This window comes from Wenjunlia vitaminophila DSM 41686 (assembly GCF_000380165.1).
GTDB classification, from domain to species: Bacteria; Actinomycetota; Actinomycetes; order Streptomycetales; family Streptomycetaceae; genus Wenjunlia; species Wenjunlia vitaminophila.
In genome coordinates this window covers 86,299-109,860 of the sequence record NZ_KB904702.1, presented here as the reverse complement: position 1 = coordinate 109,860, position 23,562 = coordinate 86,299, and the positions used below count along the sequence as shown (strand labels likewise).

Genomic DNA, 23,562 nt, shown 5'->3' with positions numbered 1-23,562 from the left:
GCGTGGATGCCGAAGATCGAGGAGGCAGTGCCGAAGTACCTCCAGATCGCGCACCACATCCGTGATCAGATTCTCCGCGGTGACCTTCGGCCCGGTGACGAGGTGCCCTCGGAACGGCAGCTCGCGGCGGACTGGAACGTGTCGCGGCCCACGGCGGCCCGGTCATTGCAGGCACTCAGTCATCAGGGGCTGGTCGAGAAGCGTCAGGGTTCGGGTACGTACGTCCGCGGGCTGGACGTGAACCGCCGTGCGCGGGAGTTGTACGGCCGGGCTCGGCAGACGGGGAAGATCTACTCGCCGGGTGAGTACGCGGTGATCACCTCGGCTGGTTGGCTGGAGGCCCCTGACCACGTGGCCGAGGCGCTCAACCTGCGGAGAGGGAGCCGGGCCGCGCACCGTCGGCGGGTGACCAACAACCAGTCCGGTCCGATCACCCTCTCCACGTCCTGGTTCGCTCCGGACGTCGGTGAGCGGGCTCCTCGTCTCCTCGATCCTGAGCGTATCCAGGAAGGGACGTTGATGTACGTCGAGACACTGACGGGCCGGCAGGGGAGCTACGCCGAGGACCGCATGTGTGCCCGGTTGGCGACGGACGAGGAGGCGGCCGTTCTTCGTCTGACCGAACGCTCTGCTGTGTTGATCGTCCATCACGTCGTTTACGACATGCAGGACCACCCGCTGGAGTTCGCCGAGGCGACATATCCGCCGAACCGGTGGGCCTTCGAACAAGGCTATCCACTGACGTGAGGTCACGGTTTGCACCGCGGGGCTTGCGTGCCGCAAGTGGCTAATGCCACTATCCAGGAAGTGGCTAATGCCACCTGACGTGGAGGGGGGCCTCGTGGGCAGCCCGCGGCGAGAACGAGACCGGTTCACCGTCTGTCGGGGATGCCGTGGGCGGGGTTGGAAGGGTGTCGGCACGCGCACGGCGTTGGCGTTATCCGCTGCGAACGATCGCGCTCGTGTCACTTCTCGCCGTCGCTGCCTGGACTGCGACGGGACTGGCAAGGAGGAGCGATGAACGGCTGCACCAGCGGTGGTGGCGAACCCGCGGGAGATGAGGGGGCACCGCTCGGGGCCATGACCCTCTACCCGCTGCCGGAGTCCGTACCTCTCGCGCGGCGTTGGTTCACCAAGCTCATCGCTCCCTACGGGGTCACCTGCCGTATCGACGAATGCCTGGTGATGATCTCGGAGCTGGTCACCAACGCGATCCTCCACGGCCAGTCTGACGAGGAGTGGCAGGTGCGGGTCGAGTGGTACCGCGAGGGTGACGGGCTGCGAGTTGACGTGCACAGCCCTGGGCACCCCGGGCGCGTCCGGATGCGGCCACCATCTCAGGAGTACCTGTTCGGCCGCGGACTGCACCTGGTCAACGAACTGGCGGACAGGTGGGCGGTGGGGAGTAGCCGCTTCGGCGGAACGGTCGTCTCGTTCACTGTCGCGGACGCCTGGCGGCTGTGAAGGGCGCCACCCGCTCCTACTGTGACACCGGATGCACCGATAGGCTGGTTGACCAGTTGACTTGGCCAATTCCGACGGGCGGCGTCCATGGTGTATGAAGTGCCGGCACCGAAGTACGTGCGCCTCGCGCAGACGATCCAGGCCCGGATTGAAGACGGTACGTACCCCCCGGGCACTCTGGTCCCCAGCGAGAACCAGTTGGTGCAGAGCTTCGGGATGTCCCGGCCCACGGTCGTGCGCGCCCTGGACCTACTGAAGCGGGATGGCTGGCTGGAGTCACGCCAGGGGTACGGCACCATCGTGCGCGGGCGTCCGGAGACTGTCGCGCGCAAGGACCGGCGGGGACGCGACGCGCTGGAACGTGACGAGTCACGGGCGTCCGGGCGCTTGGTCCAGGTCGGGTATGTGCCCGCGCCGCCGCGGGTCGCCGCCTTGCTCGGAGTGCCGAGGCGAACGAAGGTGCTCGTGCGGCGGCTCCTGGTCGAAGAGGACGGTGAGGCGGTGGAACTCGCCTCGTCGTACTTCCCGGCGAAGGTGGCTGAGGGAACCGCACTGGAGGGCTCCGAGCCGTTGACTGGTGCCGTGCGCGAGCATGTGGAAGCGCGGGTGAAGGCCCGGTTCGACCATGTGACCGAACGGATCTCCGCTCGGCTGCCGAACCAGGACGACGCCGAGCTGTTGGGCCTGCCCGCGGACACACCGGTTCTCAGCGTGCTCGTTGTCGCGTGTGACGTCTCCGGGCGGGCGTTGCAGGTCGTTGATGTGCTGCTCCCCGCCGACCGGCAGGAACTTGAGGACACCTACCGGCTCAACTGACCCCAGGCGTGGGCTCTCGCCGGCGTTCGGCGACTTGACAAGTCAACCTAGCATCCTTACCGTGGACTTGCTAAGTCAACCTGTCAGGACGATCTCCTTGACCCCGGGCCTCCGCCCGGTCTTCGTGTCGACCGCGCTGGTCGAGCCCGCCCGCTGTTGCCGGCCCCGCTGAGGAGGCCCCATGAACGTCACACTGCCCATCGTCTTCGTCCTGGGCGTCATCGCCCCGTTCGGCTTCTGACTTCGCGCACCGAGCCTGCCCGGGGGCGACGCCGGCGCCCGTATCGGCGGGGGTTGATCAACAAGACCAACGACTGACAGGAGGAACGACCATGCTCCGCCCCAAGTTGCCCGACAACCCGACCACCGCGGCCATGAACGTCCAGCGCGGCTACGCCCCGGCGCCGTCGCCTGCCCGCCCGGTCGCCCCTCATGTGGCTCTCGGCTTCGGCGCGGTCGCTGCCGTGGTCGTCGTCGGTGTCGTGCTGACCGCGCTGCTGCTGGCCGTAGCGGTCACGGCAGCGTCCGTGGCCGTCTGCGCCGTCGTCCTGCGCTCCCTGCTGAGTCACAGTCGCAGCCGCTGACCTGCTCGTCGGGGCCGGCGCACGCAGCCAGGCATCCGCCGCCTCGACGGGCCCTCGTACTCCGACCGACAGGCAGTCGAAACGAACTCCCATCATCACCTGGCTCACTGAGCGCGGCACCATGCTGAGGACATGTCATGATCCATGGGCGGCAGCCTCCGGAAGGGCGTCTTGCTCGATCAATGCTCGAACCTGGAGCGGCGAAGGAAGGTCGCTGCGGCGCTCGACGCGTGTGTTCGGGCACGACGTGAGGAGGCCCGGAGCCCATCGGGCACGGATCGGGCACGCGGTGCCTAACGCGGTCTAGACAACAACAAAGCCCCGGGCTTCTGGCCTGGGGCTTTTGCTTTGAGCGGGTGACGAGAATCGAACTCGCGCTCTGAGCTTGGGAAGCTCATGTTCTACCATTAAACTACACCCGCGTAGTCCGCCTTCTTGGCTGGACCGGCGTCAGACACTCTACCTCATCGCAGGCCCTCGGTGCAGTGACCGGGGGCTTTGTGCTGTTGCGAGGAGGTTGGGAGGGGGTTGGGGAGCGAGGGGAGCCGGCTCCGGCGTGTGGATCGTGTGCGTGGTGGGGGGCGGCGGGAAGTCGCGGGGTGGGGTGGGGCGTAGCGTGTGGGGGCCGGTGGTGTGGCGGGTGTGGTTCGCGTTGATAGATCCCCTAATGTGGCCTTCGCCGTTTTTGGGCGTGGGACGTTAAGGGGAGTGATCGATGGGTCGCGTCGTCGTCCGTTGTGCCGAGGGGCACCTGTTCAGTACCGGCGCCTTTCCGATGCAGAATCTCGGGCCCGGTCGGCTCGGGCCGGGGCGGTTGTTGCGGTGTCCTCGGTGTGGGCGGTTGCGCAGTGCGGTGCCCGTGGACCTGGGGGCACTCAGTGGGGAGGAGATCGCCCGCGCCTGGCGGTGGGACGCCGACGCGTTGGCGTGAGGAGCGTAGGGAGTGATCTGGCGCGCCCGGTCCGGATTGGGCCGGGCGCGCCGCCGCGCGTAACCTCGTGTCGTGCTTCTCTCAGACAAGGACATCCGTACCGAGATCGACAACGGACGGGTACGGATCGATCCGTACGACCCGCAGATGGTGCAGCCGTCGAGCATCGACGTCCGGCTGGACCGCTTCTTCCGGGTGTTTGAGAACCATCGGTACCCCCACATCGACCCAGCGGTGGAGCAGCCGGACCTGACCAGGCTGGTGGAGCCGCTGGGCGACGAGCCGTTCATCCTGCACCCGGGCGAGTTCGTGCTCGCCTCCACCTACGAGGTGGTCTCGTTGCCCGAGGACATCGCCTCCCGGTTGGAGGGGAAGAGCTCGCTGGGGCGGCTGGGGTTGCTGACGCATTCCACGGCCGGGTTCATCGATCCCGGCTTCTCCGGCCACGTGACGCTGGAGCTGTCCAATGTGGCAACGCTACCGATCAAGCTCTGGCCGGGCATGAAGATCGGACAGCTCTGCCTGTTCCGGTTGTCGTCGCCGGCCGAGTTCCCCTACGGGTCGGAACGGTACGGGTCCCGGTACCAGGGGCAGCGGGGACCGACTCCGTCCCGGTCGTTCCTGAACTTCCACCGGACGCAGGTCTGAGCGCCCCCGGCTCGAGGTGGACCCGGGGGCGGCCCGGGCGGGCTGCCGCGAGGCGGTCAGGTCGACGAGGCGGTCAGGTCGACGGCTTGGGGGTGGTGACGGCGGTGAGTTCCGTGCCGTCGCCGTTGAGGGTCAGTTCGGTGGTCAGTGAGGACAGGGCGCCGAGGCTCGGGATGTGGGTGCCGCCGCAGGACAGGGACGCGGTGCCGTCGGGCAGGGCGCAGGTCCAACGGCGGTGGGCGGTCAGTTCGGGGCCGGGGGTGTCGATGGTGACCGGGGCGCCCGAGGAGACCCAGGCGGCGAGGCGGCCGTTGACCCGGGCGGTGATCTCCGGGAGGGCTTCGGCCAGGCCCTCGGTGGTGAAGCCCTTCTTCCGCAGGGACTTGCCGAGGCGGTAGACGTCCGTGCTGGCCCGCTCGCCGATCCGCGACGAGGACATGGCCAGGGAGTCGAAGTCCGGGTTGCCCAGCGCGTCGGTGCGGGCGGGCTTGCGCCAGCGGTCGGCCAGGGCTTCGTTGAGGGCCAGGGCCAGCAGGTGACAGCCGGTGTGCGCGGCGGAGAGGGCGGCCCGTCGGCCCGGCTCCACGACGAGGTCCACTTCGGTGCCGACCAGGGCGGCCGGGTCCTGGGCCACCACGTGCAGCACGTGCCAGGTCCAGTCCGGGTCGCCGCGGCGGACCGGGATGTCCGCACCGACGAGCAACTCGTGGTCGTCGTCGCGGGCAGCGGTGAGGCAGTCCTCGACGGTGAGGTCGGCCAGGGTTCCGGTGTCCCCGGGCTGGTCGGGCCAGGTGTGGTCGAGCGGGTGGAACGGGGTCACCTCGGTCACCACGCCGTACCGGCCGTCCGGCAGGAGGTGGCAGGACCGGACGGTGGACCGTTCCCGGGTGGAGCCCGCGGGGAAGGTCACGACGGTGGTGGCGGTCGGGGTGGGGACGGACATCGCGGGTGGCTCCGGTCGGTGGTGGGGCGTGGGTGGGGTTGACGGGGCGGGTGGCTCCGGTCGGTGGTGGGGCGTGGGGTTGGGCTGACGGGGCGGGTGGCTCCGGCCGGCGGCGGGGCTGGGGGCGACGGGGTGGACGTGCGGGGGGTGCCCCGGCGTCAACCGATGGTGGGGAGCTTCAGCAGGAGCAGCAGCGCCACGAGCTGGATGGAACAGGCTCCCAGGGCCCGGGGCCAGGGCAGGTCGTGGGACTTCTGCACCATCGTGGTCAGCATCGCTCCGGCGAGCAGCCAGGTGGCCCAGCCGAGGATCTGCACCAGGCCGTTGTCGGCGGGCAGGAACACCGCGAAGAGCAGGCGCGGACTGTCCGTCAGCGACATGACGAGCATGGACAGGCCGATGGTGGGTGCCCAGATGCCGTCGCCACCGAGCTGCCGGGCCAGGGAGTGGGTGACGGCGCCGAGGACCAGGGCGCTGACCGTCACGGCGATCGCGCTCATCAGCACCCAGGGGAAGCTGGTGGACATCGAGGAGTCCAACAGCTCGTCCCTGGCCTCTTCGAAGCCGAACACGGCGAGGATTCCGTAGAGGAACGTGACGATGAGCGCGGGGCCCCACACCTGGTAGTCCCGCATCTGCCAGAAGGTGCGCTGTGGGTGCAGCACCAGGCCCCTCAGCAGGTCCTTCCAGTGCAGGCGGGGCCCGGCCGGCGGCGCGGTGCTCTGGCCGGCGCGGTAGGTGGCGATGCTGTCGTCGTCCCCTTGGCCGCCCTGGTACGGGTCGGGCTGGCCACCGCCGTACGGGTCTTCGCCGAGGACGAAGGCACGGGTGTGGCCCGGGTCGTCGTTGGTCGGACCGGGGCCGAAGTGACGGGGGTCGCCGTACGGGTCGGGCCCGCCTGGCTGGCCCAGGTACTGGGGCTCGCCGGTGTGGGGAGGTGGCTGCGGTGACCACGGACCGGCGCCGCCCTGGGGCGGGTACCCCTGGGGCGGATGTGGGCCCTGGGGCGGGTAGTACGGGGCGCCCCCCTGGTACGGCGGCGGAGCCGGCGGTCCACCGGGTTGCCCCTGCGCGGGGTGGGGGTGTCCGGGACGTGGGTCGCCCCCGCGTCCCATTCTGAATCCAGCCACGCTACGAACGTACCTGCTCACCACCGGTCCGGGTGGGGGTTGCCGTGGCCTTTGGGGGCATTGCTGCGAAGCTGTGACAAGCCCTAGGGGGACCCTGGGGGGTTCTCCCCACGGTCCCCGGGCGGAGGGTGGTCGAACGGTTCCGGACCGGCCGGCGGCGCCTCGGGCCGGGCCGTGGGACGGCCGGGGTCGCGGTTCGGGTCCGGGGCGCGCGCTTGGGCCCGGGGCCGGTGGCGGTCCGGGTTCGGTGGCTCAGTGGCTCGCTGGTTCAGTGGCTCGCTGGTTCAGGGGCTCAGTGGTTCAGGGGCTCAGTGGTTCAGGACGAGGCCGAAGCGGGCGCCGGTGGCGGTCACGCCGAAGTCCGGCGGGTCGAAGGAGAGGGCGCCGGTGGCGGTCAGGCCGCTCGCGGTGCCGGGGATGACCCACAGCGCGCCGTTCCTGGAGTCCTCGTACGGCGCGGTGACCGCGAGGTCGTCGTGTCCCTCGCGGTTGGGGTCGTAGAGGCGGACGGCGTGGCCGAACCGGTCCCCCGTTTCACCAGCCCCGGGGATGCCCGTGCTGTTCTGGTGGAACGCCTGGGTGCCGGTGCCGTTGACGCCGCCCTGCCTGCCCCTGATCAGTGCCACGCTTCCGGTGTCGGTGGCCGTGCCGATGTCCTCGCCGGGGAGGCCGACGGCGATGTCCTGGCACCCGTCCCCGTTGACGTCGCCGACCGAGACGGCGTAGCCGAACTGGTCTCCCGCCTCGTTGGCGCCGAGCCCGGCGGTGCTCTGGTCGAAGACGGCGGGGGACCGGTCGTTGACGGGGCCCTCCTCGCTGCCGTAGCTGATGGCGATCCTGCCCGCCCCGGCGCCGGGCTGGCCGGCGACGATGTCGTCGAAGCCGTCGAAGTCCACGTCGCCGATGTCCCCCGTGGTCCCGGTGCGGAGGTTCGTCCCCCAGGTCGGGCCGGCGGCACCGCCGTTGAAGACCCCGGTGAACGGTGTGCTGCCCGAGGCACCGAACACCACCAGCTCGTCCGCGCCGTCGTCGTTCAGGTCGCCGCTGGTGGCGTCCCTGACGCTGGTGTCCTGGAACGCCGGTGTGCCGTTGGGGCCCCGGCCCTCGGTCCGTGCGGCGGGGCCGGTGCGGGTGAAGCCGCCGCTGTGGACCCACAGCCGGTTCCCGGTGAGGACGGCGACGTCGGGTCGGGTGTCTCCGTCGAAGTCCCCGGTGACCAGTCCCCGGCCGAAGCCGGTGCTGCCGGCGCCGCTCGGCTCGAGCAGCGTGATGCCGCCGGCCAGGCCGCCGGAGCCGCCCCAGACCACCGAGACGCTGCCCTGGTTGTCGGGCGTGGTCAGGTCCTCTCCCGGGGCGCCGACGACGAGGTCGGGGTAGCCGTCGTTGTCCAGGTCGGCGCTGCTGACGCTGGCCCCGAACCGGTCGCCCGCCTCTGCGCCGCCGGGGATGTCGGGGGTGTCCTGGCTGAGCACGAGGCGGCGGCCGGAGCTGATGCCCCGGCTGGTGCCGTAGGTGACGACGACGAGGCCGGCGTCGGCGCGCCCGTTGACCGTGGCATTGGGGACACCTATGGCGATGTCCTGGAAGCCGTCGGCGTTGAAGTCGTCGGTGATCGGCGCGCCCTCCCTGGTCCCGGCCGACGCCTGCGCGGTGACGAGGGGGAGCAGACAGGCGGCCAGCGCGGTGGCCACGGCTATCGTTCGGGGCCTCAAGGATCCTCCAGCGGGTCGTAGTCGGTTGACCACTGTGCGGCTCGACGTTGCCCGGGACGACCACTCCGGCGCAATAGGCCCGCCCGGTGCCACGGTCGGCCGCCTGCGCGCCCGGGCCGTGTCCTCGTGCGCCCCGCGGGACGGCTGGGTGGCCGTCCCGCGGGGGTTCGTCGCGGGCCGGGTCGGGGGGCTCGCGACGGGTCTGGTTGGTTCCGGCTCTTGGTTGCCGGGGTGGGTCAGCGGTTCAGGACGGAGCCGAACCGGGTGCCGGTGGAGGTGACGCCGAGGTCGGCGGCGTCGTAGGAGCGGCTGCCGGTGGTGGTGAGTCCGTCGGTGGTGCCGGGGAGCAGCCAGACGGTGCCGTTCTTGGCGTTCTCGTCGGGTGCGGTCAGGGCGAGGTCGGCGTGGCCGTCGCGGGTGGCGTCGTAGAGGCGGACGGCGTGGCCGAACCGGTCGCCGGTCTCCACGGCCCCGGGAACACCCGCGGTGCCCTGGTGGAACGTCCTGCCCTGGGGAACGGTCCCCTGCGCGGCGCCCTTGATCAGGGCCACGCTGCCGGCGTCGGCGTAGGTGCCGACGTCCTCGCCGGGGCTGCCGACGGCGATGTCCGCGAGGCCGTCCCCGGTGACGTCCCTGACCGAGACGGAGTGGCCGAACGCGTCGCCCGCCTCACTGGTGCCCAGGGCGAGCGACGCCTGGTCGTAGGTGGCCGTGCCCGCGCTGCCGGGGCCGTCGGGAGCACCCCAGAGGATCTGGATCCGGCCCGCGCCGCCGTTGGCCGTGGGGATGCCGGCGACCACGTCGTCGTAGCCGTCGGCGTCGACGTCACCGATGGCGCCGGCGGAGTACCCGGTGTCGTCGTCGTTGCCCAGCGTCTTCTCCGACTGGAGCTCGAGCTTCCCACTGTCGTCCACGGCGAACAGGGCGGTGTAGGGCTTGGTTCCCCTGGAGCCGAAGACGGCGAGCTGGTCCGTTTCGCCCCCGGCCGTACGGCCACTGGCCGCGCCGTTGGTGTCGCGCCCCCGGAACACCGGCTCACTCATCGGGTTGTCCACGTAGCGGAGCGGGGGGGTGCTGGTCCGGGTGACCCCTCCCTCGGTCACCCACAGGCTGGTGGCGCTCACGATGGCCAGGTCCAGCTTGTCGTCGAGGTCGAAGTGGCCGACGGCGAGCGCGCGCCCCAGACTGCTCTCGAAGGTCCCGTATGACTCGTGGATGGTGGTGGCGGTGGCGGGGCCCTTGGGGCCGCCCCAGAGGATGGAGACGGAGCCCTGGTCGTTCGGTTCTGCGAGGTCTTCGCCGGGTGAGCCGATGACGAGGTCGCCGTAGCCGTCGTTGTCCAGGTCGGCGCTGGTGATGGCGGCGCCGAAGCGGTCCCCTTGCTCCGCCGCGCCGGGGACGAGGGAGCTGTCCTGGGTGAGCACGGCGCGGCGGGTGGGGTCGATGCCGGTGGGGGTGCCGTAGGTGATGACGACGCTGCCGGCGTCGGTGCGGCCGTTGACGGTGGCGTTGGGGGTGCCGATGGCCAGGTCGCGGTGGCCGTCGCCGTTGAAGTCGTCGGTGACGCGGGTGGCCGCGGTGGTCCCGTTGGCCGCCGCGGACCGGTCGGACTCCTCGGCCTGCGCCGACGCCTGCGCGGTGACCAGGGACAAGACGCAGGCAGCCAGGGTGCTGGCTGCCGCGAAGGTTCTGTGCCTCAAGGGTTTCCTCCCAGTGCTGTTTTGCGGACGTGACCACCGGACGGGGAGGAAGGTTGTAGGAGTTCCGTCACGTGTTCGAATGCTTGCGGTCTGTCGCCAGCCGGACGGCCAGCCCCCGGGGGCCGGCCCGGCCGCTCGGGCGACACCGGCGGCCACCCGTGAAAGCCGGCGGCACCCCGGGAACGCCGGCGGCCACCCGGGAACGCCGGCGGCCACCCGGGAACGCCGGCGGCCACCCGGGAAAGCCGGCGGCCACCCGGGAAAGCCGGGGGCACCCCGGGAACGCCCGGGGTGCCCTGGTGGAGCGGGGTGTGTCGTGGGGGTGGGTCGGGTCAGGCCGCGGGCTCCGGCTCCGCGGCGGACTCCGGCGCCGGGTCCGTGCCGTCGGGGGACCCGGCCGGGGTCCTCACCGACTCCAGCAGGAGCTGGGCCACGTCCACCACCCGCAGGTCCTCCTTGACGGCGACCGCGGTCCCACCGCCGGACGACCCGCCCGCAGCGGCGCTCTCCTGCGCGGCTCGCTTGCCGTTGACCGAGTCGGAGAGCATCACCAGGCAGAACGGGCAGGCGGTGGAGACGATGTCCGGGTTGAGGGAGAGCGCCTCGTCCACCCGTTCGTCGTTGATGCGCTTGCCGATCCGCTCTTCCATCCACATCCTGGCGCCGCCCGCGCCGCAGCAGAAGCCGCGCTCGGAGTGCCGGTGCATCTCCTCGTTGCGCAGGCCGGGGACGCGGCCGATGATCTCGCGCGGCGGCGTGTAGACCTTGTTGTGCCGGCCGAGGTAGCACGGGTCGTGGTAGGTGATCAGCCCCTCCACGGGCGTGACCGGCACCAGCCGCCCGGTGTCCACCAGGTGCTGGAGGAGCTGCGTGTGGTGGATCACCTCGAAGTCCCCGCCGAGCTGCGGGTACTCGTTGGCGATGGTGTTGAAGCAGTGCGGGCAGGTGGCGACGATCTTCTTGGTCGGGGCGTCACCGAACGCCTCGTTGAGCATCTCCACGTTCTGCCGGCCGAGCATCTGGAACAGGAACTCGTTGCCGAGGCGGCGGGCCGAGTCACCGGTGCAGGACTCCTCGCCGCCCATGATCGCGAACTTCACCCCGGCGATGTGCAGCAGCTCGGCGAACGCCTTGGTGGTCTTCTTCGCCCGGTCCTCGAGCGCCCCGGCGCAGCCGACCCAGTACAGGTACTCGACCTCGGACAGGTCCTCGACGGTCTTGCCGACGATCGGCACCTCGAAGTCGACCTCCTTGGTCCACTCCAGCCGGGCCTTGGCGTTCATGCCCCACGGGTTGCCCTTGTTCTCCAGGTTCTTCAGCATGGTGCCGGCCTCGGAGGGGAACGAGGACTCGATCATCACCTGGTAGCGGCGCATGTCCACGATGTGGTCCACGTGCTCGATGTCCACCGGGCACTGCTCCACGCAGGCCCCGCAGGTGGTGCACGACCACAGCACGTCCGGGTCGATGACGCCGTTGTCCTCGGCGGTGCCCACCAGGGGGCGCTCGGCCTCGGCGAGGGCGGCGGCCGGGACGGCGGCGAGCTGCTCGGCCGAACCCTTCTCCTCGCCCTCGGCGTCCTTGCCGCCGCCGGCCAGCAGGTACGGCGCCTTGGCGTGGGCGTGGTCCCGCAGCGACATGATCAGCAGCTTGGGGGAGAGCGGCTTGCCGGTGTTCCACGCCGGGCACTGCGACTGGCACCGCCCGCACTCGGTGCAGGTGGAGAAGTCCAGCAGGCCCTTCCAGGAGAAGTGCTCGACCTGGGAGACGCCGAACTGCGCGTCCTCGTCCCCCTCGCCCTCCATCATGGCCTCGAAGTCGATGGGCTTGCCGCCGCTGGTCATCGGGCGCAGCGGGCCGAGGGCCGTCCCGCCGTCCGCCTCCCGCTTGAACCAGATGTTGAAGAAGGCCAGGAACCGGTGCCAGGCCACGCCCATGTCGGCGTTGAGCCCGATGACGATCGCCCACACCATGCTGGTGCCGAGCTTGATCATGGCGAACAGGTAGACGAGGTTCTGCGTCGCCTCGAGGCTCAGCCCGTCGAAGAGCGTGACCAGCGGGTACGAGACGAAGTAGCCCGCCTCGTAGTGGTCCACCCCGGAGAGCGCCCCCTCCAGGCCGCGCAGGGCCAGGATGCACACCCCGATGGTGAGGATCACGTACTCGACGAAGTACGCCTGCCAGGCCGTGGAGCCGGCGAACCGGGACTTGCGGCCGGCGCGGGAGGGGAGGTTCAGCAGCCGGATGGTGATCAGGGTGAGGATGCCCAGCACGGTCATCAGCGCGATGAACTCGACGTAGAGCTCGTAGGGCAGCCAGTGGCCGATGGCCGGCAGCACCCAGTCCGCCTCGAAGAGCTGGCCGTAGGCGTTGACCAGGGTGAGCAGCAGGGTGAAGAACCCGATCGCGACGAACCAGTGGGCGACGCCGACGATGCCCCAGCGGTTCATCCTGGTGTGCCCGAGGAACTCCTTGACCAGCGTCACGGTGCGCTGTCCCGGCTCCCCGGTGCGGGTGGAGTCGGACTGCCCCAGTCGGACGAAGCGGTAGATGTACACCGCGGTGCGGGCGATGAGCGCAGCGCCGATCGCCGTGAGGACCAGCGAGACGACGATGGCTGCGAGTTGCATGGTGGCTCCTCGGGCCGGGCGATGAGCGGCGGTTACTTCGTCGCGTACGGTGACGGACTGGGTTCGGACGGTACTCGTGGGGGTGGGGAGTCCCGGTCACTACTTGTGGGTAACTTTTTGGGTCTCGGCTGAGGTTACCCAGGTTGGGTCGCGTTCCGCACCCGCTCGCGCGGTGATCTGTGTCGCGCCGTGCCATCGGCGCTCCGTGACTGCCCGTTCTCTCCTTCGCGTGAGCAGGAGTGTGGGAGAAGACTTGAGTCGCCTGGACTCAGTTACGTTGACATCGCACACCGGGTGAGGCACCCTTGAGCCTGTTCCACTCAAGGTATCTCTGGAGGATTCCACAATGGCTCGTGCGGTCGGCATCGACCTGGGAACGACGAACTCCGTCGTCAGTGTGCTCGAGGGCGGTGAGCCCGCCGTCATCACCAACGCCGAGGGCGCCAGGACCACGCCGTCCGTCGTCGCCTTCGCCAAGAACGGCGAAGTCCTGGTCGGTGAGGTGGCCAAGCGCCAGGCCGTCACCAACGTCGACCGGACCATCCGCTCGGTCAAGCGGCACATGGGTACCGACTGGAAGGTCGGCATCGACAGCAAGGACTTCACCCCGCAGCAGATCAGCGCGTTCATCCTGCAGAAGCTGAAGCGGGACGCCGAGGCGTACCTGGGTGAGAAGGTCACCGACGCGGTGATCACCGTCCCGGCGTACTTCAACGACTCCGAGCGCCAGGCCACCAAGGAGGCCGGCGAGATCGCGGGCCTGAACGTCCTGCGGATCGTGAACGAGCCGACGGCCGCGGCCCTCGCCTACGGCCTGGACAAGGAAGACCAGACCATCCTCGTCTTCGACCTCGGTGGCGGCACCTTCGACGTCTCCCTGCTGGAGATCGGCGACGGCGTGGTCGAGGTGAAGGCCACCAACGGCGACAACCACCTCGGTGGTGACGACTGGGACCAGCGGGTGGTGGACTACCTGGTCAAGCAGTTCCAGAACGGCCACGGCGTGGACCTGTCGAAGGACAAGATGGCGCTCCAGCGGCTCCGCGAGGCCGCCGAGAAGGCCAAGATCGAACTGTCCTCGTCCACCGAGACGTCGATCAACCTGCCGTACATCACCGCGTCCGCCGAGGGTCCGCTGCACCTGGACGAGAAGCTCACCCGGGCCCAGTTCCAGCAGCTCACCTCGGACCTGCTGGAGCGCTGCAAGATCCCGTTCCACAACGTGATCAAGGACGCCGGCATCCAGCTCTCCGAGATCGACCACGTGGTCCTGGTCGGCGGGTCCACCCGGATGCCCGCGGTCGCCGAGCTGGTCAAGCAGCTCACCGGCGGCAAGGACCCCAACAAGGGCGTGAACCCGGACGAGGTCGTGGCCATCGGCGCCGCGCTCCAGGCCGGCGTGCTCAAGGGTGAGGTCAAGGACGTCCTGCTGCTGGACGTCACCCCGCTGTCCCTCGGCATCGAGACCAAGGGCGGCATCATGACCAAGCTGATCGAGCGCAACACCACGATCCCGACCAAGCGCTCGGAGATCTTCACCACCGCGGAGGACAACCAGCCCTCGGTGCAGATCCAGGTCTACCAGGGCGAGCGGGAGATCGCGGCCTACAACAAGAAGCTCGGCATGTTCGAGCTGACCGGCCTGCCGCCGGCGCCCCGCGGCATCCCGCAGATCGAGGTCACCTTCGACATCGACGCCAACGGCATCATGCACGTCGGCGCCAAGGACCTCGGCACCGGCAAGGAACAGCGGATGACCGTCACCGGCGGTTCCGCGCTGCCCAAGGACGACATCGAGCGCATGATGCGCGAGGCCGAGCAGTACGCGGAGGAGGACCACCGGCGCCGTGAGGCCGCCGAGGTCCGGAACCAGGCCGAGCAGCTCGTGTACTCCACCGAGAAGTTCCTCAAGGACAACGCGGACAAGGTTCCCGGCGACGTCAAGTCCGAGGTGGAGACCGCCATCGCGGACCTGAAGGAGAAGCTGAAGGGCGAGGACACCGCGGCCATCCGCGAGGCCACCGAGAAGGTCGCCACGACCAGCCAGAAGCTCGGCTCGGCGATGTACGCCAGCGCGCAGGAGGCCGCCTCGGGCGACGCCGCCGGTGCCGCGGGCGGACAGGGCAGGGCCGACGAGGAGGGCGTGGTCGACGCCGAGATCGTCGATGATGACAAGCCCAAGGACGGTGCGGCGTGACGGACGAGACTCAGGGCCAGGTCTTCGGCCAGGAGCCTGACGTCCCTCCGCAGGCGACGGACGAGCCCGCCGTGGTCAACGGCTCCGCCACCCAGGCGGAGCCGGGCCCGGCGGCCGGCCAGGGGTCCACGGAGCAGCTCGCCGAGGTGCGCCGCCAGCTCGCGGAGCGCACCGGCGACCTGCAGCGCCTCCAGGCCGAGTACGCCAACTACCGCAAGCGTGTGGAGCGGGACCGGGTCGCCGTCCGGGAGATCGCCATGGCCAACGCGCTCAGTGAGCTGCTGCCGGTCATCGACGACATCGGGCGGGCCCGGGAGCACGGCGAGCTGGTCGGTGGCTTCAAGTCGGTCGCCGAGTCGCTGGAGACCGTGGTCGCCAAGATGGGCCTCCAGCAGTTCGGCAAGGAGGGCGAGCCCTTCGACCCGCTGGTCCACGAGGCGCTGATGCACAGCTACTCGCCGGACGTCACCGAGACCACGTGCGTGCAGATCCTGCAACTGGGGTACCGCATCGGTGAGCGGACGATCCGCCCGGCCCGGGTGGCGGTGGCCGAGCCGCAGCCGGGGGTGCAGCACACGCAGGCGGACGAGGCCGACGGCGGCGAAGAGGAGAACGGTGGCCCCGAACAGGGCTGACGGCCGATCCGCCGCGCGACCGGAAGGCAGGAAGGAGGGACGCCGATGAGCACCAAGGACTTCGTCGAGAAGGACTACTACAAGGTCCTCGGCGTCCCCAAGGACGCCACCGAAGCGGAGATCAAGAAGGCCTACCGCAAACTCGCCCGGGAGAACCACCCGGACGCCAACAAGGGCGACGCCAGGGCCGAGGAGCGGTTCAAGGAGATCTCCGAGGCCAACGACGTGCTCTCCGACCCCAAGCGGCGCAAGGAGTACGACGAGGCACGCACCCTGTTCGGGAACGGCGGTCTGCGCGGAGGCGCGACCGCCGGGCCCGGCGGGTTCAGCTTCGACCTCGGCGACCTCTTCGGCAACGGGGCGGGCGGTGGCCAGGGCGCGGCCGGCGGGTTCGGCGGCGGCCTCGGTGACGTGTTCGGCGGCCTGTTCAACCGGGGCGGCGGCAGCACCCGTGCCCAGCCCCGGCGCGGCGCCGACATCGAGTCCGAGGTGACGCTGAGCTTCGTCGAGGCGGTGGAGGGCGCCACCGTGCCGCTGCGGATGAGCAGCAAGGCGCCCTGCAAGGCGTGCGCCGGCACGGGGGACAAGAACGGCACGCCCAGGGTGTGCCCGACCTGTCTGGGCACCGGCCAGGTGTCCCGTTCGCAGGGCGGCGGGTTCGCCCTGTCGGACCCGTGCCGGGACTGCCGGGGTCGCGGGCTGATAGCGCAGGACCCCTGCGAGGTGTGCCGCGGCAGCGGGCGGGCCACCAGCGCCCGCACCATGCAGGTGCGCATCCCCGCGGGGGTCAGCGACGGCCAACGCATCCGGCTGCGTGGCAAGGGCGCCCCGGGCGAGACCGGCGGTCCCGCGGGGGACCTGTACGTGGTGGTGCACGTCTCCCCGCACCCCGTGTTCGGACGCAAGGGCGGCGATCTCACGGTCACCGTGCCCGTGGCCTTCCCCGAGGCGGCTCTCGGTGGTGAGATCAGGGTGCCGACGCTGGGAGGCCCCCCGGTCACCCTGAAGCTGCCCCCGGGCACGCCCAACGGCAGCACCCTGCGGGTGCGCGCCAAGGGCGCGGTGAACAAGGACGGCTCGCGGGGGCACCTGCTGGTCACCGTGGAGGTCACCGTGCCCAAGGACATCACAGGAAAGGCGCTGGAAGCGCTGGAGGCATATCGGGACGCGACCGCGGACCAGGACCCGCGGGCAGGGCTGTTCGAGGCCGCGAAGGGAGCATGAGATGGCAGGACGCGTGCCAGGCGGAGGACTGCCCGGCGCGCCGGGCCCGGCGGGGCGCGGCGCCGGCCGGGCCCGTAATCCCTACCAGCTCACCGAGGAGAGCCCGGTCTACGTGATCTCGGTCGCGGCCCAGCTCTCCGGGCTGCACCCGCAGACCCTGCGGCAGTACGACCGCCTCGGTCTCGTCTCCCCCGACCGCACCGCCGGCCGCGGCCGGCGCTACTCGGCGCGGGACATCGAGCAACTCCGCGAGGTACAGCGGCTCTCCCAGGACGAGGGCATCAACCTCGCCGGGATCAAGCGCATCATCGAACTGGAGAACCAGGTCGCCGCGCTGCGTGCCCAGCTCGCCGAGATGCAGACGGCGCTTGAGGACGCCGCCGCCGCCATCCAGCGGCGCGAGGCCGCGGTGCACGCGTCCTACCGGCGCGACCTGGTGCCCTACACCGAGGTGCACCAGTCGAGCGCCCTGGTGGTGTGGCGGCCGAAGAAGCGGAAGGGGTCGGCGGCCGAGTGACCCCCGGGGCCGGGAGGAATCCGGTGCCGGTCGGCCCCGCCCCCCTCAGCCCCGCCCCATCGCACGCTCCACGGTGATCTCGATGACCACCCGCTCGGGGTTCGGGGACGGTGTGCGGTACCGCTCGGCGTAACGGCGTTCCGCCTCCGCCACCGACGCCCGGTCGGCCCGCACCGCGGCCGTGCCCTCGAGCGTCGCCCACCGCCGGCCCGCCACCTGGCACACCGCGACCCGAGCCGCGCCCCCGGCCGCCTCCACGTTCCGCACCTTGCGGCTGCCGCGGCTGGCGATGACCCGGGCGATCCCCGCGTCGGCGTCGTACGTCACCCCCACCGGCACCACGTGCGGCGAACCGTCCGCGCGCAGCGTGGTCAGGGTGCACAGGTGGCGTTCCCGCCAGAACGCGAGGTAGGCGTCGTCGTGGACCGGGGGAGCGCTCCCGACCGGGGCCTGTGCCGGCGCCGCGGCGTCCAGCGCGGGTTCGTTCTGCGGGGAGCCTGGGGACGGGGTGTCCTCCCGCGCGGGGTCGTGTCGCACGGTCGGGACGTTACCCCGGGGGACCACGGGCGCCACCGCCGGGGGCCGGCGCCCGACTCCTCCGGCGCGCGGCCGGTGGGACGACCGCGGGCGGCACCGGCCCGGTGACGGGATCACGTTCGAGCCCGGAGGGAGGCGGCCCGCGCCTAGAATCGGTGTGTGGCCGAAGTCTTGGCGAAGGACGGGACCTGGACCTTCGACGGTGACGCCGTGCGGGTGGTGCCCGGCCGGGGGCGGGGGGTGCACAAGCTCCGCCAGGAACTGGGGCAGGTCACCGTGCCCCTGATGGCGCTCGCCGGGGTCGGCTACGAGCCGGTGGGCCGCCGCGGGGGGCGGCTGAGACTGCGAGTACGAGCCGGAGCGGACCCGTTCACCCAGGTCGTCGGCGGCAAGCTGAGCGACGACGCCGACCCCTACCAGTTGGTCGTGGACGCCGACCACGTGGCGGTCGCCGAGTACTTCGCAGAGGAGGTGCGCACGGCACTGCTGCTGGAACAGGTGCCGGAGGGCCCCTGCGACGACTACCTGGTCAGCGGCCCGCAGGTCCCGCTGACGGCCGCCGGGGTGGATGGTTCGCTGGCGTTCGACGGTGCGTCGGTCCGCGTGGAGTGGAACTGGATGGCCGAGGAGAGCAAGCGGTCGGTCGGCGGCCGGACGTTCGTCCTGGCGGACCTGGTCACCGTCGAGTGGCGGCCGGCCTCCGGCCTGGACTTCGGACACCTGCGGTTCCGGGGGGTCAACGACACGGTGGAACTGCCCGCGGAGCACGACCCCAACTGCGTACTGCTGTGGGGGACGAAGAAGGAGAGCAGCCGCACCGCACTGCTCGCCGCCGCGGTCACGGCCCGGCTCCCGCACCCGTCCCGCCCCGCCCCCGCCAGGCACCGGCTGCCCCGGCCGACCGAGCAGGTGCCGGCCCCGGTGTTCGGCGAGGACCAGGACGTGCTGCTGCGCCGGCTGCGCGAGCTCGGCGAACTGCACCGGGACGGGGTGCTCACCGACGAGGAGTTCACCGCGGCCAAACGGGCCGTGCTGCGCCGCATGGGGTGAGGCGCCGTCGGCGGGCCGGGACAGTGTGTGGCCTCGCGGCCCGCCGACGGTGGTGGGCACTGGGTCAGGCGCCGGTCGCCGCGGCGTGGCGGGCGGCGACGTCCGTCCAGTTGACCAGGTTCCACAGCTTGGTGACGTAGTCGGGGCGGACGTTCCTGTACTGCAGGTAGTAGGCGTGCTCCCAGGCGTCGAAGACCAGGAGCGGGGTGGTGCCCTGGCCGACGTTGCCGTGGTGGTCGTAGACCTGCTCCACGATCAGCCGCTTGCCGACCGGCTCCCAGGCCAGGACGCCCCAGCCGGAGCCCTGGACCGAGGTGGTGGCGACGGTGAGCTGCTTCTTGAACGCCTCGAAACCACCGAAGTGCTCGTCGATGGCCGTGGCCAGGACGCCGTCGGGGCGGTCCCCGCCGTCCGGGGAGAGGTTCTGCCAGAAGATCGAGTGCAGTACGTGCCCGGAGAGGTTGAACGCGAAGGTCTTCTCCAGGCCCACCAGCCCGGCCGGAGTGAACGCGTCCCTGTTACGTGCCTCGGCGATCTGCTCGAGGGTGTCGTTGGCGCCCTTCACGTAGGCCGCGTGGTGCTTGGCGTGGTGCAGCTCCAGGATCTCCGGCGTGATGGCCGGGGCGAGCGCGGAGTAGTCGTACGGCAGGTCAGGAAGCGAGTACGTGCCCATCAGACACGGCCCCTTTCAGCGGTGGGTGGTCGTCAGGACCCACCCTAGGCCCTTTATTGCGAGGAAGTTGCAATAGCAGAGTCTATGCATCAACAATGGCATGAGGTGGGCCGACCCGTGGCCTCCGGACTTCGGTGCCCCCGGTGCCGCCCTTCCGGCAGGTGATCGTCTTCTCACCCGGCAGCCGCCGGTTCGAACGGGTCGGCCCCGCCGCCGGGTGGCCCGTCGCTCCGCCGTGGAGCCTGGTCGTGCGCGTTTTCGAACGTGGCTGGTGTCGGGGCCCAGGCGCAACCCGATAGGGGGACAGGTTCCGGAACTAGTGGCCTGTTTGCCGCAAACACGGGCAGACTTCCCATGTTTTCCTCCCCCGTGTTCCGGCGGAAGGGGTGCCATGGGACTGCGAGCCAACCCGTCGCAGCGGCAGCGGAGATTAGGAGCGGAGCTGCGCAGACTTCGGGAGCTCTCGGGTCTCTCGGCGACCGAGGCGGGTGCCTTCGCCGGCCTCGGGCGGGCGCACATGAGCCACATCGAGATGGGGCGCACCGCGATCCCGGAGGAGAAACTGCGGGCGCTGGCCCGGGCCTACGGGTGCCGTAACACGGCACTGGTCGACGCCCTGGTGGCGATGGGGCAGGCCACGGGCCGCGGCTGGTGGTCGCGGTACCGGGAGCCGTTCGACAGCGCCGTCCGGGACCTGGCCGAGCTGGAGTCCACGGCCCGGCGGGTGCGGACCTTCCAGTGGCTGTACGTCCCGGGGCTCCTCCAGACGCGGGCGTACATGCACGCCGTCTTCCGGGGGGCGCAGCCCGACGCGGCCCAGGCCCTGGTGGACAGCTACGTGGAGTTCCGGGAGCGGCGCAGCACGTTGCTCACGGGCGAGGACCCGCCGCGGTTCCACGCGGTCATCCACGAGGCGGCGTTCTCGGCGCAGTTCGTCGGCCCCTCGGTGATGCGGGCGCAGATCGAGCACCTGCTGGAGCTGTCGCGGTTGCCGCACGTGCAGATCCAGGTGCTGCCGTTCCGCACGCAGACCTACCCGGTCGGGTTCAGCGCCCCCTTCGTCCTCCTCGACGGTCCGGTGCCGGAACTCGACACCGTCTTCCTCGAGCATCCGGCGCCCTCGCAGTTCCTGACGGACCCGGCACGACTCAACCAGTACAGTGACGCGTTCGCGCGGCTGGACGCGGTGGCGTTGCCCCCGGTTGACCCGCAGAACGCCGTTGACTTTCATACCCGCAGGGACTCGTTCGGGTTCATGCAGCACCTGTTGTACCGGATCTGACCCACGGCGAAGGGACACCGATGGTGGAGGCGTCGAACACGGCGGGAGGCACGGGAGCGGGGCCCTCGTCCTCGGGGGAGCAGCCGGCGGGGACGGCCGGGACCCCGGGGGGCACCGGGGCGGTCGGCCGGCCGCCGGCCGAGCTCGACTGGCAGACGTCCAGTTTCAGCGGCGGCGGGCACGGGGGCGGTGAGTGCATCCAGGTCGCCGCCGAAGGGGACACGGTCTACCTGCGCGAGAGCGACCACCCGGAGAAGGTGGTGGTCACCACCCGGGCCAAGTGGGACGCGTTCGTCAAGGGAGTGCAGGCCGGCGAGTTCGACTCCTACATCGAGTAGGGGGCGGGGAGGGAGCCGACCGTGTGCCGGACCGCCCGCGGGACCGCCGGTCCGCGCCCCCCGGCCCCGCGTGATTGACTGCCTGGATGGCTGACCACGACCTCCTGCGCGTCTTCTGTGGGCCCGACGGCCAGCACGGCAACGCCCTCGCCGTCGTCCGTGACGGCTCCCGTGTCCCCGACGGGGCCGCTCGGCAGGCCCTGGCGAAGAAGCTGGGGTTCAGCGAGACGGTGTTCGTGGACGATCCCGAGCGCGGCGTCATCGACATCTACACCCCGACGCTGCGGCTGCCGTTCGCGGGCCACCCGTGCGTGGGAGCGGCGTGGCTGCTGGACGTGCCGGAGTTGGTGACGCCGGCGGGGGTGGTGGGGACCAGGCTCGACGGGGAGTTCACCTGGATCGAGGCGCGCGCGCAGTGGGCGCCGCCGCGCACCCTGCGCCAGTACGGGTCGGCGGCGGAGGTGGACGCGTTGCCGGTGCCGCCGCCGGGGGAGTGGATCTACGCCTGGGCGTGGCTGGACGAGGCGGCGGGCCGGGTCAGGGCCCGCGGGTTCCCCGGCCGCGGCGACGGCATCGACGAGGACGAGGCGACGGGCGCCGCGGCGTTGCTGCTGACCGCGCGTCTCGGTCGGGCCCTGAACATCACCCAGGGGCGCGGCTCCCAGATCCTGACCGCCCCCCAGCCCGGCGACCTGATCGAGGTGGGCGGCCGGGTACGGCTGGGCGGAGTCCACGGGGGCACCCAGCCGGGCTGACGGGGGCGGGGCAACGCCGGTCCAGCCGTTGGAGCCAGGATGGATCACGGAGGCTGGCCGCGGACGTCAGGCGGTCGCCGTCCGCTCGCGCAACAGCAGGCCCGCGGTCACGGCGACCACTGCCGCAGCCAGTCCGTGGACGCCGAACGCGGTCGCCGCCGGGCCGTTCTCGTTCAGCACGATCAGCATGTCGCCGGCCGGGACAACAGCCATCGCCGCCATCGCCAGCCCGAGCGCCCTGCGCTGCCCGGCCAGCAACAGCGCGAGTATCACCAGCCCGAAACCGATGTCCCGCATGCCCTTGACCTCCAGGAAGCCCTTCCCTCGCCCCTCGGGCAAGGTCGGCACCCCGAACCCTTCGGCCGTCGCGTGCGGTGCGAGCAGGTAGCTGATCCCGGTGTAGAGGAGGAACAGGCCGCCGAGGACGGCGAGGACGGTGGCGAGGCGTTTCATGGTCATGGTGGGTCTCCTGGGGGTGTCGTACGGGGCGGAACGGAACGGATCGACGCGGGCATCGCCCCGCCCCGCGAGGTGTCGTGACCGCATCACTGACAGTGGGGAGCGGACTGGGACTTCGTCTCCTGGCCCGGGAGTCTCGGCGGTGTCCGGACCGACGTCGTGACGGCCGGGGCCGCTGTGGCTCGCCGGTTGCGGCGATGCCGCCGAGGTCGTGGCCGGGCCGGACGGTCGGCCGCGCAGTGGGGACCGGCCCCTGGCGTTGGAGGCTTCCGGCGGGCAGGTGCCGGTGAGCCCGGTCGGCGGCGCACTCGGCGCCGGGCTGGTCAGGGGCAGACGACGTAGCGGCCGCGGAGGCCACCCTTGGCGGTGGCCCGGTGGGCCTCGGCAGCCTGGTCCAGGGGGACGACGGCGTGGACGCGGGCCGGAAGTTCGCCCGAGGCGGTGCGGATGAGGAGGTCGGCCAGTCGCGCGCTGTCGAAACCGGTGACCACGGAGGCGACCGAGATCCCGCGCTCGGCTGGCGGTTCGAGGCCCGGCCGCAGCCCGACGTAGGCTCCGCCGTCGCGGACCAGCCCGAGCGCTTCTTCATTCAACTGGGCGGGGTCGACGACTGCGTCCCACTCCGGCTCGGCGTGCGCGGTGAAGTCGGCGCCGAGTCCGCGAACGAACCCCTCGTCGCCGGTGCGGGCGAGCCCGGTCACCTGCCAGCCGCGTTCCCGGGCGAGGACGGCGACGTTCGCTCCGACCGCCCCCGCGGCGCCGGTCACCAGCAGCCGGGCTGCCCCGGCGGGCGCGTCGCCGAGCAGGTCGACGACCTGCGCAGCGGCCAGCCCGTTGAGAGGGACCGTGGCGGCGGCCAGCAGGTCCAACTCGTCGGGGACAGGGACGACGTCGGTCGCTGCGACCACGATCTGCTCGGCGTAAGTGCCGTAGTTGCGGTCGAAGCCGACCACCAGACCGGCCACCCGGGTGCCGACGGCCAGGTCGGCGCCCGGCCCGGACGCGTCCACGACGCCGGCGAACTCCCAGCCCAGGCCCGTGTGCTCGGGTTGATCGACCAGCCCGATCGAGTGGAAGAAGCCCGCCGCGACGCCGAGATCGGTGGGGTTGACCGTCGCAGCGGCAATGGCGACGCGGACCTGGCCGGGACCAGGATCGACGACGGGCACCTCGATGACCTCGATCGAATCGGGCCCGTTCGGAACGCGGACGACGGCGGTGCGGAAGGTGGGGGTGTTCATGGCTTTTGTTCCTCTGTGGTGGAGTGATCGTTTCCGTGTTCCATGCTTGTTTTGCGGCTTCCGCGGCGGAAGAAGGCACTTGTAAGTGCGTAAGCT

At 71.1% G+C, this 23,562-nt stretch carries 22 protein-coding genes and 1 tRNA gene; 13 read left to right on the top strand and 10 right to left on the bottom strand.

Annotated features, from left to right (window positions below):
* Positions 1-6 precede the first annotated feature (6 nt).
* The 4 genes from A3IG_RS0122705 (at position 7) to A3IG_RS0122685 (ending at position 2,864) form a co-directional block, all read left to right on the top strand.
* Complete coding sequence (locus tag A3IG_RS0122705; protein WP_018385891.1) at positions 7-747, top strand: GntR family transcriptional regulator; 741 nt, start codon at positions 7-9, stop codon at positions 745-747.
* A 270-nt stretch (positions 748-1,017) separates the two neighbouring features.
* On the top strand, positions 1,018-1,464 hold the full coding sequence (locus A3IG_RS0122700; RefSeq protein ID WP_018385890.1) for an ATP-binding protein: 447 nt from the start codon (positions 1,018-1,020) through the stop codon (positions 1,462-1,464).
* Positions 1,465-1,551: 87 nt separating this feature from the next.
* A complete protein-coding gene (locus A3IG_RS0122695; RefSeq protein WP_026220565.1) occupies positions 1,552-2,280 on the top strand; it encodes a GntR family transcriptional regulator in 729 nt (242 codons plus the stop codon).
* A gap of 332 nt (positions 2,281-2,612) precedes the next feature.
* Positions 2,613-2,864, top strand: coding sequence for a hypothetical protein (locus A3IG_RS0122685; protein ID WP_018385887.1), 252 nt, complete (start codon positions 2,613-2,615; stop codon positions 2,862-2,864).
* A gap of 351 nt (positions 2,865-3,215) precedes the next feature.
* On the opposite strand, the gene A3IG_RS0122680 is transcribed toward A3IG_RS0122685, so the two are convergent.
* Positions 3,216-3,286 (bottom strand) — tRNA-Gly (locus tag A3IG_RS0122680).
* Between the two features lie 581 nt (positions 3,287-3,867).
* On the opposite strand from A3IG_RS0122680, the gene dcd reads away from it, so the two are divergent.
* Complete coding sequence (gene dcd / locus A3IG_RS0122670; protein ID WP_018385885.1) at positions 3,868-4,443, top strand: dCTP deaminase; 576 nt, start codon at positions 3,868-3,870, stop codon at positions 4,441-4,443.
* Positions 4,444-4,516: 73 nt separating this feature from the next.
* Here dcd and A3IG_RS0122665 read toward each other — a convergent pair whose 3' ends face one another.
* The 5 genes from A3IG_RS0122665 to A3IG_RS0122645 form a co-directional block, all read right to left on the bottom strand.
* Positions 4,517-5,386, bottom strand: coding sequence for an alanyl-tRNA editing protein (locus tag A3IG_RS0122665; protein WP_018385884.1), 870 nt, complete (start codon positions 5,384-5,386; stop codon positions 4,517-4,519).
* Positions 5,387-5,544: 158 nt separating this feature from the next.
* Positions 5,545-6,501: a Yip1 family protein gene (locus A3IG_RS0122660; RefSeq protein ID WP_018385883.1), complete on the bottom strand. Its 957-nt coding sequence runs from the start codon at positions 6,499-6,501 to the stop codon at positions 5,545-5,547.
* Between the two features lie 323 nt (positions 6,502-6,824).
* On the bottom strand, positions 6,825-8,228 hold the full coding sequence (locus A3IG_RS0122655) for an FG-GAP-like repeat-containing protein (RefSeq protein WP_104530830.1): 1,404 nt from the start codon (positions 8,226-8,228) through the stop codon (positions 6,825-6,827).
* A 236-nt stretch (positions 8,229-8,464) separates the two neighbouring features.
* Complete coding sequence (locus A3IG_RS0122650; protein WP_018385881.1) at positions 8,465-9,928, bottom strand: FG-GAP-like repeat-containing protein; 1,464 nt, start codon at positions 9,926-9,928, stop codon at positions 8,465-8,467.
* A 332-nt stretch (positions 9,929-10,260) separates the two neighbouring features.
* Positions 10,261-12,558 carry a (Fe-S)-binding protein gene (locus A3IG_RS0122645; RefSeq protein ID WP_018385880.1) on the bottom strand — a complete coding sequence of 766 codons (2,298 nt, stop codon included), beginning with the start codon at positions 12,556-12,558 and terminating at the stop codon, positions 10,261-10,263.
* A gap of 346 nt (positions 12,559-12,904) precedes the next feature.
* Between A3IG_RS0122645 and dnaK the strand changes: the two genes are divergently transcribed.
* Genes dnaK through A3IG_RS0122625 form a run of 4 tightly spaced genes read left to right on the top strand, consistent with a single transcriptional unit; the run spans position 12,905 to position 17,131 of the window.
* Positions 12,905-14,755: a molecular chaperone DnaK gene (gene dnaK, locus A3IG_RS0122640; RefSeq protein WP_018385879.1), complete on the top strand. Its 1,851-nt coding sequence runs from the start codon at positions 12,905-12,907 to the stop codon at positions 14,753-14,755.
* Positions 14,752-15,390, top strand: a complete 639-nt coding sequence (grpE, locus tag A3IG_RS0122635) for a nucleotide exchange factor GrpE (RefSeq protein WP_018385878.1) — start codon at positions 14,752-14,754, stop codon at positions 15,388-15,390. The genes dnaK and grpE overlap by 4 nt, the downstream gene beginning before the upstream one ends.
* Before the next feature lie 45 nt (positions 15,391-15,435).
* Complete coding sequence (dnaJ, locus tag A3IG_RS0122630; RefSeq protein WP_018385877.1) at positions 15,436-16,614, top strand: molecular chaperone DnaJ; 1,179 nt, start codon at positions 15,436-15,438, stop codon at positions 16,612-16,614.
* 1 nt (position 16,615) lies between these two features.
* A complete protein-coding gene (locus A3IG_RS0122625; protein ID WP_018385876.1) occupies positions 16,616-17,131 on the top strand; it encodes a heat shock protein transcriptional repressor HspR in 516 nt (171 codons plus the stop codon).
* 45 nt (positions 17,132-17,176) lie between these two features.
* Here A3IG_RS0122625 and A3IG_RS0122620 read toward each other — a convergent pair whose 3' ends face one another.
* Complete coding sequence (locus tag A3IG_RS0122620; RefSeq protein WP_051087605.1) at positions 17,177-17,605, bottom strand: pyridoxamine 5'-phosphate oxidase family protein; 429 nt, start codon at positions 17,603-17,605, stop codon at positions 17,177-17,179.
* Positions 17,606-17,827: 222 nt separating this feature from the next.
* On the opposite strand from A3IG_RS0122620, the gene A3IG_RS0122615 reads away from it, so the two are divergent.
* Entirely contained in the window at positions 17,828-18,718 is an 891-nt protein-coding gene (locus A3IG_RS0122615) for a DUF4429 domain-containing protein (RefSeq protein ID WP_018385874.1), read from the top strand.
* A gap of 64 nt (positions 18,719-18,782) precedes the next feature.
* Here the strand turns inward: A3IG_RS0122615 and A3IG_RS0122610 are convergent, their stop codons facing one another.
* Entirely contained in the window at positions 18,783-19,391 is a 609-nt protein-coding gene (locus tag A3IG_RS0122610; RefSeq protein ID WP_018385873.1) for a superoxide dismutase, read from the bottom strand.
* A gap of 391 nt (positions 19,392-19,782) precedes the next feature.
* Between A3IG_RS0122610 and A3IG_RS0122605 the strand changes: the two genes are divergently transcribed.
* From A3IG_RS0122605 to A3IG_RS0122595, 3 genes are all read left to right on the top strand, one after another.
* Positions 19,783-20,673: a helix-turn-helix domain-containing protein gene (locus tag A3IG_RS0122605; RefSeq protein WP_026220562.1), complete on the top strand. Its 891-nt coding sequence runs from the start codon at positions 19,783-19,785 to the stop codon at positions 20,671-20,673.
* Positions 20,674-20,693: 20 nt separating this feature from the next.
* Positions 20,694-21,011 carry a DUF397 domain-containing protein gene (locus A3IG_RS35905; protein ID WP_018385871.1) on the top strand — a complete coding sequence of 106 codons (318 nt, stop codon included), beginning with the start codon at positions 20,694-20,696 and terminating at the stop codon, positions 21,009-21,011.
* Positions 21,012-21,097: 86 nt separating this feature from the next.
* Entirely contained in the window at positions 21,098-21,766 is a 669-nt protein-coding gene (locus tag A3IG_RS0122595; protein ID WP_018385870.1) for a PhzF family phenazine biosynthesis protein, read from the top strand.
* A gap of 66 nt (positions 21,767-21,832) precedes the next feature.
* Here A3IG_RS0122595 and A3IG_RS0122590 read toward each other — a convergent pair whose 3' ends face one another.
* On the bottom strand, positions 21,833-22,225 hold the full coding sequence (locus A3IG_RS0122590) for a DUF4267 domain-containing protein (protein WP_018385869.1): 393 nt from the start codon (positions 22,223-22,225) through the stop codon (positions 21,833-21,835).
* Between the two features lie 323 nt (positions 22,226-22,548).
* Positions 22,549-23,466 (bottom strand): NADP-dependent oxidoreductase, encoded by a 918-nt coding sequence (locus A3IG_RS0122585; RefSeq protein ID WP_018385868.1) that lies wholly within the window; start codon positions 23,464-23,466, stop codon positions 22,549-22,551.
* Between the last annotated feature and the right edge of the window lie 96 nt (positions 23,467-23,562).